The following is a 13,615-nucleotide window of genomic DNA, read 5'->3' on the forward strand; positions in this document are numbered from 1 at the left end:
ACCCCGCTGATCACCGCGGTGGGTGCCGCCGGGGCGGACTGCCTGGCCCGCGCCGTGCTGGCCGGTGTGCTGACCGCGGAGTCGGTGGCCGGCATACCGACCTACCGCGACGTGGTGCCGGGAGCATTCGGGGGCGGACCCGCGGGCGGGTGAGCGCAGCGATGAGGAGGAGCGGCGCCTGCACGTGCGCCGGTAGCCTTGATGCGAAGCGATAAGGAGGAGCGGCGCCATTAACAGGTCAGGCCATCCGCGCACGCCGGCTACGCAGCCGGACAAGCGGCCGCGCTGGGTGGTGGGCGGAGCGACGATCCTCACCTTTGTCGCGTTGCTCTACCTGATCGAGCTGGTCGACCAGTTGATGGGCAACAGGTTGGACGCCAACGGCATTAGGCCGGATACCACCGACGGCCTGTGCGGGATCATCTTCGCCCCGCTGCTGCACGCCGGTTGGCCGCACCTGATGGCCAACACGGTGCCGATGCTCGTGCTCGGGTTCCTGATGACGCTGGCCGGATTGTCCCGGTTCGTCTGGGCCACCGCGATCGTGTGGATCCTGGGTGGCTTCGGCACCTGGCTTATCGGCAACTGGGGTAGTAACTGCGGCCCGACCGATCACATCGGTGCCTCCGGCCTGATCTTCGGCTGGCTGGCCTTCCTGCTGGTGTTCGGGTTGTTCGTGCGTAAGCTGCGGGACATCGTCATCGGCCTGGTGGTCTTGCTCCTCTACGGCGGTGTGCTGCTCGGCGCGATGCCGGTGTTGCACAGTGGCTGCGGCGGCATCTCCTGGCAGGGCCACTTGTGTGGAGCGATCGCCGGGGTCGTGGCCGCGTATCTGCTATCCGCTCCGGAACGCAATGCACGGGCGCGCAGAAAAACCGACGTCTCGCGTCTGAAGACATGAATTCGCCACTGGCGCCCGTCGGGATCTTCGATTCCGGCGTCGGGGGGCTGACCGTGGCGCGGGCCATCATCGATCAACTGCCCGACGAGGACATCATCTATGTCGGCGACACCGGCAACGGCCCCTACGGCCCGCTGACCATCCCCGAGATCCGCGCGCACGCTCTGAGGATCGGCGACGATCTGGTGGCCCGCGGCGTCAAGGCGTTGGTGATCGCATGCAACTCGGCGTCCGCGGCATGTCTGCGGGACGCTCGGGAGCGCTACGACGTGCCCGTCGTCGAGGTGATCCTGCCGGCGGTACGACGAGCCGTCGCGGCCACTCACAACGGCCGCATCGGCGTCATCGGCACCCGCGCGACCATCACCTCGCACGCTTACCAGGACGCGTTCGCCGCCGCTCGTGATACCGAGGTCACCGCCGTCGCGTGTCCACGATTCGTCGACTTCGTGGAGCGCGGCGTCACCAGCGGTCGGCAGATCCTGGGCCTGGCCGAGGGCTATCTGGAGCCCCTGCAGCGTGCCGAGGTGGACACCCTCGTGCTCGGCTGCACGCACTATCCGCTGCTGTCGGGGCTGATTCAACTAGCGATGGGTGACAACGTCACGCTGGTCTCCAGCGCCGAGGAGACCGCCAAGGAAGTGCTGCGTGTGCTTACCGAGACGGATCTACTGCGTCCGCACGGCGCGCCCCCCGCTACCCGGGGGTTCGAGGCGACCGGCGATCCTGAGGCATTCACCAGGCTTGCCGCGCGATTCCTGGGACCCACCGTGACCGGTGTGCAACCAACACACCCTCGCTCTCGTGTCAACTAGGTGTGCCAGATGAATCGGTCAAGCGAATGCGGCAATGTTTTCCCTATCGTGCTATCGGACATGGCACAGTAGTGTCCGTGCGGATAACGGTGCTCGGCTGTTCCGGCAGCGTCGGGGGTCCGGATTCGCCTGCCTCGGGTTACCTCCTCCGGGCGCCGGACACGCCGCCCTTGGTCATCGACTTCGGCGGGGGAGTTCTCGGTGCGCTGCAACGACACACGGATCCCGCCTCGGTGCACGTGCTGTTGTCTCATCTGCACGCCGACCACTGCCTGGACATGCCCGGTCTTTTCGTCTGGCGCCGCTACCACCCCTCGCGTCCCGCCGGGAAGGCCCTGTTGTACGGGCCGAGCGACACGTGGTCGCGGTTGGGCGCGGCATCGTCGCCGTATGGCGGCGAGATCGACGATTGCTCGGACATCTTCGAGCTACATCATTGGGTCGACGGTGAACCGGTAACACTGGGCGCCCTGACGGTCGTGCCGCGCGTGGTGTCGCACCCGACCGAGTCGTACGGCCTACGAATCACCGATCCCGGTGGCGCGTCGCTGGTGTACAGCGGCGACACCGGCCCCTGCGACCAGCTTGTCGAGTTGGCGCGCGGCGCCGACGTCTTTCTCTGCGAGGCCTCCTGGACGCATTCTCCGGACCGCCCGCCCGCCCTGCACCTGTCAGGCACCGAGGCCGGTCGCGCCGCCGCGCAGGCCGGCGTCCGTGAGCTGCTCCTGACGCACATTCCGCCGTGGACGTCCCGCGAGGATGTGATCAGCGAGGCGAAGGCCGAGTTCGACGGTCCCGTGCACGCGGTGGTGTGTGACGAGACGTTCGACGTCGTCCGGCACACGCAGCCGGTCTGATCGACACGTCTAGTCTTGGCTGCGTGTCCAAACGAGAAGACGGCCGCCTCGACGACGAGCTTCGCCCCGTCGTCATCACCCGCGGATTTACCGAGCACCCTGCGGGTTCGGTACTGATCGAATTCGGCCACACCAAGGTCATGTGCACCGCCAGCGTGACCGACGGAGTGCCGCGCTGGCGCAAGGGCTCCGGCCTGGGTTGGCTCACCGCCGAGTACGCGATGCTGCCGTCGGCCACCCATGATCGGTCGGATCGCGAATCGGTGAAAGGCCGGCTGAGCGGTCGCACCCAGGAGATCAGTCGGTTGATCGGCCGATCGCTGCGGGCGTGCATCGACCTGAGGGCGCTGGGGGAGAACACGATCGCCGTCGACTGCGACGTGCTGCAAGCCGATGGCGGCACCCGGACCGCCGCCATCACCGGCGCATACGTGGCGCTGGCCGACGCGGTGACCTACTTGTCGGCGGTGGGCAAGCTGTCGGATCCCAGGCCGCTGTCGTGTGCGATCGCGGCTGTCAGCGTCGGTGTGGTCGACGGCCGGGTTCGCGTGGACCTGCCCTACGAGGAAGATTCGCGCGCCGAGGTGGACATGAATGTTGTCGCCACCGACACCGGCACCCTGGTGGAGATTCAGGGCACCGGTGAGGGCGCGACGTTCCCGCGGTCGACGCTGGACAAGCTGCTCGACATGGCGCTGGGCGCCTGCGATCAGTTGTTCACCGCGCAGCGCGAGGCGCTGGAGCTGCCGTACCCGGGTGTGCTGCCCGAGGGCGCGGCGCCGCCGAAGGCGTTCGGAAGCTGACCCGGCTGTTGGTCGCCAGCCGCAACCGTAAGAAGCTGGCCGAGTTGCGCCGGGTGCTGGACGGCGCCGGCTTGTCCGGGTTGACTCTGGTGTCTCTCGACGACGTGGCGCCGTTCGACGAAGCGCCGGAAACCGGCGCGACATTCGAGGACAACGCCTTGGCCAAGGCGCGCGACGCCGTTGCCGCGACCGGTCTGGTTACCGTCGCCGACGACTCAGGTTTGGAAGTGGCCGCGCTCAACGGCATGCCCGGTGTGCTGTCGGCGCGGTGGGCGGGCAGCCACGGCGACGACGCCGGCAACACCGCGTTGCTGCTCGCGCAGTTGCGTGACGTGCCCGACGAGCGGCGCGGTGCCGCGTTCGTGTCGGCCTGCGCGCTGGTCTCGGCGGACGGGGGGGTCAACGAGATCGTCGTCCGCGGTGAGTGGCCCGGCACTATTGCCCGGGAGCCCCGTGGCGACGGCGGCTTCGGGTACGACCCCGTCTTTGTTCCCGTGGGGTCCGATCGCACCGCGGCGCAGCTCAGCCCGGAGGAGAAGGACGCGGTGTCGCATCGTGGTCGCGCGCTCGCGCTGCTGCTGCCCGCGCTGCGCGCTCTGGCGGCGCCGTGAAAGGTGAGGCCAGTCCAAACCTGACCCCGTGACCTCACCTGACCCGGTGGCCTCGCGGAGAGGGGATATCGACGATTTGCCCGGCTCCGAGCGACTGGCGCTATAGCCGCTACGGCTTCAGCTGACGGTGTCGCTCGAAGCCGGGCAAAAAGTGTTGCCCCCCGCAGAGCTCGCTGCGGCGGATGGGACTTAAGGGCAGACCCATGGATGCGTCAACCGAGTCCTTAAAACCCGAAGCGGGCCTTGACGTCTTTGGTCTGGAAGTGTTCGACGACGATGCCCAGCAGCGGGATGGTTCCGGCCAACAGCACGCCGACGGCCTTGAGGATCGGCCACCTGACCTTGATCGCCAGGTTGAACGCGGCCAGCACGTAAGCGAAATACACCCAGCCGTGCACCACTTCGATCCACCGGATCTCGTGCTTGTACACCACGTGCGACACGATCTCGTAACACAGCGCAATCAGCCAGATCCCCGTCGTCCAGGCCATGATTCGGTAGGCGAGCAGCGCGGTGCGGATGTTGCCGGCGGGTGCAGTCATGCGGTGGTCCTGTTCTGCTTTTCGGCATCGTTCTTGGCGAGCTCGGTGAGGTAGGCGTTGTACTCCCGCAGCGCGGGGTCCTCCGGTGGCACTTGTGCGGGCTTGGGGCGTTCCGGCAACAGTCCGGCGGGGAGCTCGGTCACGGTGCCGCTCCGGTGCGGATCGGGTGGCTCCTCTTCGTAACGGACGAACTTGCGATACGCGTAGACGCAGAACCAGGCGAACAGCGGCCACTGCAGCGCGTAGCCCAGGTTCTGGTAGGTCCCCGACACCGACTGAAATCGTGTCCACTGCCACCAGCCCAGGGCCAGGCAGCCACAGGAGGCGACGATCACCAGAGCGATCGCCGCGGGCCTCCGACGGTGTGTAGTGGACACCCCATGACGGTACAGCGCGCGGTCATGACGTCGGCTCGAACTTTCAATCCGCGATGCGCCGGTCACACCAGTTTCGTCAGCACCCACAACCGGTACGATCAGCAGCGCCGCGGGCGTGATGAAATTGGCAAACATGATGGCTTTAGGTGCCATTGCTCGTGAGAGCTTGAGGGTTCGAGTCCCTCCGCCCGCACCGAGGCGGTATGCGTGTTTACCCAGTTCGACGGGTCTCTTCAGTTGAGCCAGCAGCGGTGGTCGCAATTAATCGAACCGCGTACCTGACCGCCCTACTGACCCTCGCCATCGTCGGCCAAGTAGGTGACGCTGTACCACCGCCGAGGCAGTCGGCCATGTGTGTCGTACCCGTCGGTTGGGCTTGCCTGCTCCACCCGGATGTCCGTCAGATGCGGATTGTGCACGCGGAGATAGCCATCGAGCTCAGCGAACAGCGCTTCGCCGGTGAGCGCTAAATTCGCGAGCGCCCTTCCCTCACGCCTCGTCCAACTCACGACTCACATCTTGCCCCGGCCCACCTAGGCTGCAACCCGCGAGGTGAACAGGTCAGAGCGCTCGGCATGCGCTCGTCGCCGCCCCTGCGCCTTGGAAGCCCCACGACGCGACTCGCGCATTTCAGCGAACAAGTGTTTATCGAACGGTGCGATGGGGAAGCCGTCAGAAATCGTGGTTCGTTACTGCCGCGGAAAACCGTCAACCAGATCACTGAGAGAAGAACTATGGGTTCGACACTTCGCAGCCTCATGCGGTGGAGCAAGGCGCCAGCGAAAGGCGTCCAGACCGGTTCTACGCCCTGGGTGAACGTGCCACGCGGACTCGCCGCGCGCGCGACCACGCCGTTGCTCCCCGACGACTACCTCAAACTGCTCAATCCGTTGTGGTCCGCGCGCGAACTGCGCGGCGCCATCGTCGACGTCCATCCCGAAACGGCAGACTCGGCGACCGTGACGATCAAACCGGGTTGGGGCTTCTCGGGTAACTACCGCGCGGGCCAATATGTCGGCATCGGACTGCGGATCGACGGTCGCTGGCATTGGCGCTCGTACTCGTTGACGTCAATTCCGCGCCGCGACAACAACAACATCACCATCACCGTCAAAGCCACTCCCGAGGGCTTCCTGTCGACCCACTTGGTGAACGGCGTGAAACCGGGCACCATCGTGCGTTTGGCGGCTCCGAAGGGAGATTTCGCGCTGCCCGACCCGGCGCCGCAGAAGGCTCTCTTCATCACGGCGGGCAGCGGGATCACCCCGGTGATGGCCATGTTGCGCACGCTCAAGTCCCGCGGAGAACATCCGGACGTGGTGCACATTCACTCGGCGCCCAGCGCGGACGACGTGATCTTCCACGACGAGTTGCGCGAACTGGAAAGTAGCGAGCCGACTTATCAACTTCACCTGCAGCTCACCGAAGCTCAGGGGCACTTCGACTTCGACAAACTCGAGGATATCGTGGCGGACTGGAACGAACGCCCCGCCTGGGTATGCGGCCCTTCCGCCCTGCTGGACGCCGCCGAGAACCTCTGGAAAAGCGCGGATTGCAGCGATCTCCTGCACATGGAGCGGTTCACCATCGCTGCCACGGACAAGGGCGGCGAAGGGGGAACGGTCCACTTCGCGATATCCGACAAGAGCATCGAAATCGACGGTGCCACATCAATTTTGGAGGCCGGCGAGAAGGTCGGCATTCAAATGCCCTTCGGTTGCCGGATGGGTATCTGCCAGACCTGTGTGCTTCCGCTGGAGGGAGGACACGTGCGCGACTTCCGATCCGGGACCGAACACGGCGAAGGCGATCGCATCAATACATGCATCTCCACCGCATCCGGTGACTGCACCATCAAGATCTGAGGAGAACGAACCGATGGCCATTACTGACATCAAGGAATACGCCCACCTGACCACCGAAGACGTGGAGCAGCTCGCGCGCGAGCTGGACGCGATTCGCGCCGATATAGAGGAATCCCGCGGTGACCGCGACGCGCGGTACATCCGCCGGTCCATTCAGCTACAGCGTGCGCTGGCGGCGGGCGGCCGAATTGCGTTGTTCGCCAGCCGGAACAAGCTGGCGTGGCTGGCCGGGACGGGGATGCTCGCGATGGCCAAGATCATTGAGAACATGGAACTCGGGCACAACATCACCCATGGTCAATGGGACTGGATGAACGACCCGGAGATCCACTCCACCGAATGGGAGTGGGACAGCACCTGCCCAAGCGTGCAGTGGAAGCGTTCGCACAATTTCGTGCACCACAAGTACACCAATATCGTCGGCCTCGACGAGGACGTCGGGTACGGCATCATGCGCGTCACCCGCGACGACCCTTGGGAGCCTTGGATGTTGGGCAACCCCTTCTACAACCTGTTGCTCGGCACACTGTTCGAGTGGGGTGTGGCGTTGCATCACATCGACTCGCGCAAGATCCGCAAGAAGGAGAAGACCTGGGCCGAGGCCGGCAAGGACCTGCGGGTGATTGGCAAGAAGGTCGCCAGACAGGCCGGAAAGGACTATCTGGTGTTCCCCGCGCTCACCGGGCGCAACTGGAAGCACACGTTCAAGGCCAACATGACGGCGAATCTGATCCGCAATTACTGGGCCTACATGGTGATCTTCTGTGGTCACTTTCCCGACGGCGCCGAGAAATTCACCGTCGAGGAGTTCGAGAACGAAACCCAGGGGGAATGGTACCTGCGCCAGATGCTGGGATCGGCGAACTTCAACGCCGGGCCGCTGATGGCGTTCATCAGTGGCAACCTGTGCTATCAGATCGAGCACCACCTGTTTCCGGATCTGCCCAGCAACCGGTATGCGGAAATTTCGGTGCGGGTCCGCGAGCTGTGTGAGAAGTACGACCTGCCCTACACCACGGGCTCCCTTGGCCGGCAGTACTGGCAGTCGTTCTGGACCATTCTCAAGCTCGCGTTGCCAGACAAGCTGCTCAGGGCGACATCCGATGACGCGCCGGAGACCCGTTCCGAGTTGACGTTTCGGGTCCGCGACGGGTTACGGGAAAGCTTCGTCGACCCCGACACGGGGAAACGGCGCGGCCTGCGCACCGCACTGCGCGAACTACGCGGCGCTCGCGCGGCTTGAGGACGTGCCAGCCCGACACGGCTCGCACCCGGTTGACCGACGGGTAAGGTAACCCTTAGTTTGGGATGAGATCGCGCCCGGCGGCCCGATCGGACAGGTCGTGGCGCAACACACCGCCACGGGAGAGGTCGGTGATGGCACGCGGGCTGCAGGGTGCGATACTGCGCGGGTTCGGCGCGCGCGACCATATCGCGACCGTGCGCGAAACCGTAATGATCGCACCGCATTTCGTGCGCATACGGATGGAGTCGTCGACCCTGTTCGAAGACGCCGAAGCCGAACCGGCGGCGTGGTTGCGATTCTGGTTCCCCGACCCGAACGGGTCGAACGCCGAATTCCAGCGGGCCTATACGCTGTCCGAAGCGGACGCGTCGACCGGACGCTTCGCGGTCGACGTCGTGCTGCATGACCCCGCCGGCCCGGCGTCGACGTGGGCCCGCACCGTCACACCGGGCACGACCATCGGGGTCATGTCGCTCATGGGCTCGTCCCGATTCGACGAACCCGAGGAACAGCCCGCCGGCTACCTGCTGATCGGAGACTCGGCGTCGATCCCGGGGATGAACGGAATCATCGGCACCGTCCCCGAGGACGTCGCGATCGAGATGTACCTCGAACAGCACGACGACAACGACCCGCTAATCCCCATTACGCAGCATCCGCTGCTGCGGGTGCACTGGGTTCACCGGCGCGACGAGACATCGCTGGCCGAAGCGATCGAAACCCGGGACTGGTCGAACTGGTATTGCTGGGCGACACCCGAGGCCGGCGCGCTCAAAAACGTCCGCAAGCGGCTGCGCGACGCGTTCGGGTTCCCCAAATCCGAGGTACACGCCCAGGCGTATTGGAATGCCGGGCGCGAAATGGGCATCCGCCGCGAGGGCGAGCCGGACAACGGTCAGTCGGAAGCCGTTGCGGCGCAAGAAGAGACGTTGACCAAACCGCCATCCCGCGGCACTTGGCGTACCCAGGCCGCGGGCCAGTTGCTGGCACCGCTGCGCACGGCCCTGATCATCTCTGCGGTGCTGCAAGCCGTGCTCACGCTGCTGCAACTGGCTCCGTATGTGTTGTTGGTGGAGCTGGCTCGCCTTTTGCTGTCGGGTGCCGGCGAGTCCCGATTGTGGAACGTCGCAATCGCGGCCGTTTCGCTGCTCGGATTGGGCACCGTGCTGGGTGCCGCCCTCACGCTCTGGCTGCACGCCGTCGACGCCCGGTTCGCCAGCGACCTGCGCTCGCGGCTGTTGGGCAAACTGTCGCGGCTACCGCTCGGCTGGTTCACCGCGCGCGGCTCCGGGTCCATCAAACAGCTGGTGCAGGACGACACGCTGTCGCTGCCTTACCTGGTCACGCACGCCATTCCTGACGCCGTCAACGCGGTGGTCGCGCCGGCGACCGTACTGATCTATCTGTTCGTCGTCGACTGGCGAGTGGCGCTGGTGTTGTTCGGGCCGGTCCTGGTCTACCTGGTGACGATGTCGGCGCTGACGGTCCAGTCCGGCCCGCGCATCGTGCAAGCGCAGAGGTGGGCCGAGAGGATGAACACCGAGGCGGCCGCCTACCTGGAAGGCCAGCCGGTCATCCGTGTCTTCGGTGGTGCTGCGGCGTCGAGCTTCCGGCGCCGGCTGGACGAGTACGTCGGCTTCCTGGTCGCCTGGCAGCGCCCGTTTACGGGCAAGAAGACACTCATGGATCTGGCCACCCGGCCCTCGACCTTCCTGTGGCTCATCGCCGTCACCGGCACTCTGCTGGTCGTCAGCAATCAGATGGATCCGGTGAACGTGCTGCCGTTCTTGTTGTTGGGCACCACGTTTGGCGCCCGGCTGCTGGGCATCGGCTACGGGCTCGGTGGCGTCCGCGGCGGTATGCAGGCCGCTCGGCGCCTGCAGACCACCCTCACCGAGCCCGAACTCGCAGTGCAGGACCGGCCCGACGCGGATACGCCCGCGACGGTGGTGTTCGACCACGTCAGCTTCGGCTACCGTCCCGGTGTCCCGGTGATCCGCGACGTTTCGCTACAGCTGCCGCCGGGCACCGTGACCGCGCTGGTCGGTCCATCCGGGTCCGGCAAGTCGACGCTGGCCGCCCTGCTCGCTCGGTTCCACGACGTGGAGCAGGGAGCGATACACGTAGCGGGACAAGACATTCGGTCGCTGACCGCCGACCAGCTGTATACCCGGGTAGGTTTCGTCCTGCAGGAGACCCAGCTGGTGCACGGGACCGTCGCCGAGAACATCGCGCTGGCCGTCCCGGATGCCACCGCTGCGCAGATCGAGGCGGCCGCGCGAGCGGCGCAAATCCACGATCGTGTGCTACGCCTGCCGGACGGCTACGGCACCGTGCTGGGCGCCAGCACCGGACTATCGGGTGGGGAACGGCAACGCCTGACCATCGCCCGCGCGATCCTCGCCTACACGCCGATCCTCATTCTCGACGAGGCCACGGCATTCGCCGACCCGGAATCGGAATACCTTGTGCAGCAAGCACTCAACCGACTGACCCGGGACCGCACCGTCCTCGTGATCGCTCATCGGTTGCACACCGTTACCGGAGCCGACCAGATCGTCGTACTCGAACACGGACGCGTCGTCGAACGCGGCACCCACGACGAGTTGCTCGCAGCGGACGGACGCTATCGCCGGCTCTGGGAGACGGGCCGGGGCCCGGTGCCCGTCGGCGCGGCTCGGGAGGGGGCGCGATGATCCGCACCTGGATAGGACTCGTTCCAGCCGACCGCCGCGCCAACGTGCTCAGCTATGTCGTGCTCGCCCTCGTCTCCGTCGTGCTGCGCGCGGTGGGCGCGGTGCTGCTCGTCCCGCTGCTGGGCGCGTTGTTCAGCGACGCACCGCAACGCGCACTGGCCTGGTTGGGCTGGTTAACGGCCGTCACCGCAACCGGCTGGGCGGTCGACACCGTCACGGCGCGGATCGGTTTCGACCTGGGATTCGCTGTGTTGGACCGCACCCAGCACGACGTGGCCGACCGGATTCCGAATGTCCGGCTGGATTGGTTCACCGCCGACAACACCGCGACGGCGCGGCAGGCGATCGCCGCGGCCGGCCCCGAACTCGTCGGTCTGGTGGTCAACCTGCTGACACCGTTGACCAGCGCGATCCTGCTGCCGGCGGTCATCGCGCTGGCGCTCTTGCCGATCTCCTGGCAGCTCGGCCTGGCAGCGCTGTCCGGAGTGCCGTTGCTGCTCGGCTCGTTGTGGGCCTCGGTTCGCCTTTCGCGCAGCGCCGATGCCGCCGCTGGTAGAGCCAACAGCGCGCTCACCGAGCGGATCATCGAATTCGCCCGAACCCAGCAGGCGTTGCGCGCCGCCCGGCGCGTCGAGCCGGCGCGAAGCCTGGTCGGCAACGCGCTGAGCGCGCAGCACAGCGCGGCGATGCGGTTGCTGGGCATGCAAATTCCGGGCCAACTGTTGTTCAGCATCTCCAGTCAACTGGCCCTTATCGGGCTGGCCGGTGCGACTGCGGCGCTGACCGTCGCTGGCACGCTCACGGTGCTCGAAGCCATCGCGCTGATCATCGTGACGGCGCGCTACTTGGAACCTTTCACCGCTGTCAGCGAGCTGGCGCCGGCGCTGGAAAGTACCCGCGCGACACTCGACCGAATCCGCTCGGTGCTCACGGCGCCGGGCGTGTACTCCGGAGACGCCGCGTTGCCCGACAGCTTGCGGGACGGCACGGCGGCCCCGCGTATCACCTTCGAAAATGTCGCGTTCGGCTACCGCGCCGGTGTACGGGCGCTCGACGGCGTCAGCTTCTCCTTGCGCCCCGGCGGCACGACGGCGATCGTCGGCCCCTCCGGCTCGGGAAAGAGCACGATCCTCGCGTTGATCGCGGGCCTGCATCAGCCGACGGAGGGCCGTGTCCTGATAGACGGCGTCGACGCGACGGCACTGGAACCGGCGGCTCGCCGCGCGGCCAGCAGCGTGGTGTTCCAACACCCCTACCTGTTCCATGGGACGATCCGCGAGAACGTGCTCGCCGGGGACCCCGGCGCGGCGGACGATCAGGTCGCCGAGGCCGTTCGATTGGCCCGGGTCGACGAACTCACCGCACGACTGCCCGACGGGGCCGCCACTATCGTCGGCGAGGCCGGCTCGGCGCTGTCCGGCGGCGAACGGCAACGGGTCAGCATTGCGCGCGCGCTGCTCAAAGCCGCGCCCGTGCTGCTCGTTGATGAGGCGACCAGCGCGCTGGACACCGAGAACGAGGTCGCGGTGGTCGACGCGCTCACCGCCGATCCCCAATCGCGCACCCGAGTCATCGTCGCCCACCGGTTGGCCAGCATCCGGCACGCCGATCGCGTCTTGTTCGTCGACGACGGCCACGTGGTCGAGGACGGTACTGTCGACGAATTGCTCGGCGCCGGTGGACGTTTCAGCGAGTTCTGGCAACAGCAGAACGAGGCCGCGGACTGGCGGATACTCGCCGAGTAGCGGGCCTGGACGAGGCTCATGCGGTATGCCTTACAGTTGTCGTCGTGAGTGCCTTGCTGTCGATCCCGCGGCACCCCACCGACGTGACCCCCCAGTGGTTGTCGACGGTACTCAGCCGGCGAGGCGCGCCCGTCGAGGTGTCCGAAGTGGAGGTCGCGGCCATCGGCACCGGCCAAACCGGTGCCACGTATCGCGTGACGGCCAGCTACGGCACCGATCCAGCCGATTTGCCGTCGACATTTGTGATCAAACTGCCCGCCCAGGACGACACCGTGCGCGGCCGCGTCGTCATCGGGTATCGCAGCGAATGTGCGTTCTACACGTCCGTGGCGGATCGGGTGCGGGTACCGGTCCCCACCTGCTACTACTGCGAGATCAGCGAGGACGCAATGGATTACGCCCTGCTGCTGGCCGACCAGGCGCCGGCCGTGCAGGGCGATCAGCTCGCGGGCTGCGGTGAACGGGAGGCGCGGCTGGCGGTCGCCGCGATAGCGGGTCTACACGCGCCCAGCTGGTGTGATCCCGGTTGGCTGGATTTTCCCGCGATCGCGTTCGGCCGACCGGACGAAGCCGGCGCCCAGGGCCTGGGGGAGGTCGCGCGGATGGCCGCCGAAATCACGCTGGAGAAGCTCGGCGACCGAATGACTGCCGAGGACCGCGAGACCTTCGCCGCGACAATGGCTTTAGTGGCGCCTTGGCTGCTGACCGAGCATGATCGATTCGCATTGTTGCATGGTGACTATCGCCTCGACAACTTGCTGTTCGACCCCGAGCGAACGCGGGTGAGCGTGGTCGACTGGCAGACCCTCGGGGTGGGCCTGCCGACAAGGGATCTCGCCTACTTCACCGCTACCAGCCTGGATCCGGAGCTGCGCGCAAGCATCGAAAAGGACCTCGTCGCCGATTATCACCGAACCTTGTCGGGCTATGGCGTCGCCGACTACGACCGCGAAACATGTTGGCGTGATTACCGGCTCGGTGTTCCGCAGGCTCCGCTGATCTCGGCGCTGGGCTTTGCCTTCGCCGCCGCCACCGAGCGCGGCGACGACATGGTGCTGACCATGCTGTCACGGGGCTGTCGGGCGATCCGCGATCTCGGGACGCTCGAACTCATCAGTTGATCTCGGCCATCCGGACGGCGTGCGCGCGGCCCTGTC

Annotated in this window: 13 protein-coding genes, 1 tRNA gene and 1 pseudogene; 12 read left to right on the forward strand and 3 right to left on the reverse strand. The window is 66.4% G+C overall.

Annotation, left to right across the window (positions count from 1 at the left end; translation table 11 throughout):
• From JO236_RS21385 to rdgB, 6 genes and pseudogenes are all read left to right on the forward strand, one after another.
• A pseudogene (locus JO236_RS21385) lies at positions 1–153 on the forward strand (hypothetical protein); the annotation flags it as partial.
• Between the two features lie 58 nt (positions 154–211).
• Positions 212–901, forward strand: a complete 690-nt coding sequence (locus JO236_RS21390; RefSeq protein WP_293335670.1) for a rhomboid family protein — start codon at positions 212–214, stop codon at positions 899–901.
• Positions 898–1,716 (forward strand): glutamate racemase, encoded by an 819-nt coding sequence (murI, locus tag JO236_RS21395; protein WP_293335292.1) that lies wholly within the window; start codon positions 898–900, stop codon positions 1,714–1,716. Before JO236_RS21390 ends, murI begins: the two co-directional genes overlap by 4 nt.
• 71 nt (positions 1,717–1,787) lie before the next feature.
• Positions 1,788–2,573, forward strand: a complete 786-nt coding sequence (locus tag JO236_RS21400; protein WP_293335295.1) for a cyclic nucleotide-degrading phosphodiesterase — start codon at positions 1,788–1,790, stop codon at positions 2,571–2,573.
• A 23-nt stretch (positions 2,574–2,596) separates the two neighbouring features.
• A complete protein-coding gene (gene rph, locus JO236_RS21405; RefSeq protein WP_293335298.1) occupies positions 2,597–3,376 on the forward strand; it encodes a ribonuclease PH in 780 nt (259 codons plus the stop codon).
• The gene (gene rdgB, locus JO236_RS21410; RefSeq protein ID WP_293335673.1) at positions 3,373–3,987 is read left to right on the forward strand and encodes an RdgB/HAM1 family non-canonical purine NTP pyrophosphatase; all 615 of its coding nucleotides are present in this window, start codon (positions 3,373–3,375) and stop codon (positions 3,985–3,987) included. The genes rph and rdgB overlap by 4 nt, the downstream gene beginning before the upstream one ends.
• 224 nt (positions 3,988–4,211) lie before the next feature.
• Here the strand turns inward: rdgB and JO236_RS21415 are convergent, their stop codons facing one another.
• Both JO236_RS21415 and JO236_RS21420 read right to left on the reverse strand, forming a co-directional pair.
• Positions 4,212–4,529, reverse strand: a complete 318-nt coding sequence (locus JO236_RS21415; protein ID WP_293335301.1) for a DUF3817 domain-containing protein — start codon at positions 4,527–4,529, stop codon at positions 4,212–4,214.
• On the reverse strand, positions 4,526–4,906 hold the full coding sequence (locus tag JO236_RS21420; protein ID WP_293335304.1) for a hypothetical protein: 381 nt from the start codon (positions 4,904–4,906) through the stop codon (positions 4,526–4,528). The genes JO236_RS21415 and JO236_RS21420 overlap by 4 nt, the downstream gene beginning before the upstream one ends.
• 109 nt (positions 4,907–5,015) lie before the next feature.
• Between JO236_RS21420 and JO236_RS21425 the strand changes: the two genes are divergently transcribed.
• Positions 5,016–5,099: transfer RNA gene (locus JO236_RS21425), tRNA-Leu, on the forward strand.
• Between the two features lie 94 nt (positions 5,100–5,193).
• Here JO236_RS21425 and JO236_RS21430 read toward each other — a convergent pair.
• On the reverse strand, positions 5,194–5,415 hold the full coding sequence (locus tag JO236_RS21430) for a hypothetical protein (RefSeq protein WP_293335307.1): 222 nt from the start codon (positions 5,413–5,415) through the stop codon (positions 5,194–5,196).
• Between the two features lie 225 nt (positions 5,416–5,640).
• Here JO236_RS21430 and JO236_RS21435 point away from each other — a divergent pair, with 225 nt between their 5' ends.
• From JO236_RS21435 to JO236_RS21455, 5 genes are all read left to right on the forward strand, one after another.
• A complete protein-coding gene (locus JO236_RS21435) occupies positions 5,641–6,771 on the forward strand; it encodes a ferredoxin reductase (protein WP_293335310.1) in 1,131 nt (376 codons plus the stop codon).
• Between the two features lie 13 nt (positions 6,772–6,784).
• Entirely contained in the window at positions 6,785–8,014 is a 1,230-nt protein-coding gene (locus JO236_RS21440) for a fatty acid desaturase family protein (protein WP_293335313.1), read from the forward strand.
• Between the two features lie 134 nt (positions 8,015–8,148).
• Entirely contained in the window at positions 8,149–10,713 is a 2,565-nt protein-coding gene (locus JO236_RS21445) for an ABC transporter ATP-binding protein/permease (protein ID WP_293335316.1), read from the forward strand.
• The gene (locus JO236_RS21450) at positions 10,710–12,458 is read left to right on the forward strand and encodes an ABC transporter ATP-binding protein (protein WP_293335319.1); all 1,749 of its coding nucleotides are present in this window, start codon (positions 10,710–10,712) and stop codon (positions 12,456–12,458) included. Before JO236_RS21445 ends, JO236_RS21450 begins: the two co-directional genes overlap by 4 nt.
• A 44-nt stretch (positions 12,459–12,502) precedes the next feature.
• The gene (locus JO236_RS21455) at positions 12,503–13,579 is read left to right on the forward strand and encodes a phosphotransferase family protein (protein WP_293335322.1); all 1,077 of its coding nucleotides are present in this window, start codon (positions 12,503–12,505) and stop codon (positions 13,577–13,579) included.
• Positions 13,580–13,615 lie beyond the last annotated feature (36 nt).

This window comes from Mycobacterium sp. (genome assembly GCF_019247635.1).
Classification (GTDB): Bacteria; Actinomycetota; Actinomycetes; order Mycobacteriales; family Mycobacteriaceae; genus Mycobacterium.

Bases quoted from the DNA above. Each gene is read 5' to 3' on its own strand.
- murI (WP_293335292.1), top strand. From the start codon at position 898: ATGAATTCGCCACTGGCGCCCGTCGGGATCTTCGATTCCGGCGTCGGG.
- JO236_RS21415 (WP_293335301.1), bottom strand. From the start codon at position 4,529: ATGACTGCACCCGCCGGCAACATCCGCACCGCGCTGCTCGCCTACCGA.
- JO236_RS21435 (WP_293335310.1), top strand. From the start codon at position 5,641: ATGGGTTCGACACTTCGCAGCCTCATGCGGTGGAGCAAGGCGCCAGCG.
- JO236_RS21440 (WP_293335313.1), top strand. From the start codon at position 6,785: ATGGCCATTACTGACATCAAGGAATACGCCCACCTGACCACCGAAGAC.
- JO236_RS21445 (WP_293335316.1), top strand. From the start codon at position 8,149: ATGGCACGCGGGCTGCAGGGTGCGATACTGCGCGGGTTCGGCGCGCGC.
- JO236_RS21450 (WP_293335319.1), top strand. From the start codon at position 10,710: ATGATCCGCACCTGGATAGGACTCGTTCCAGCCGACCGCCGCGCCAAC.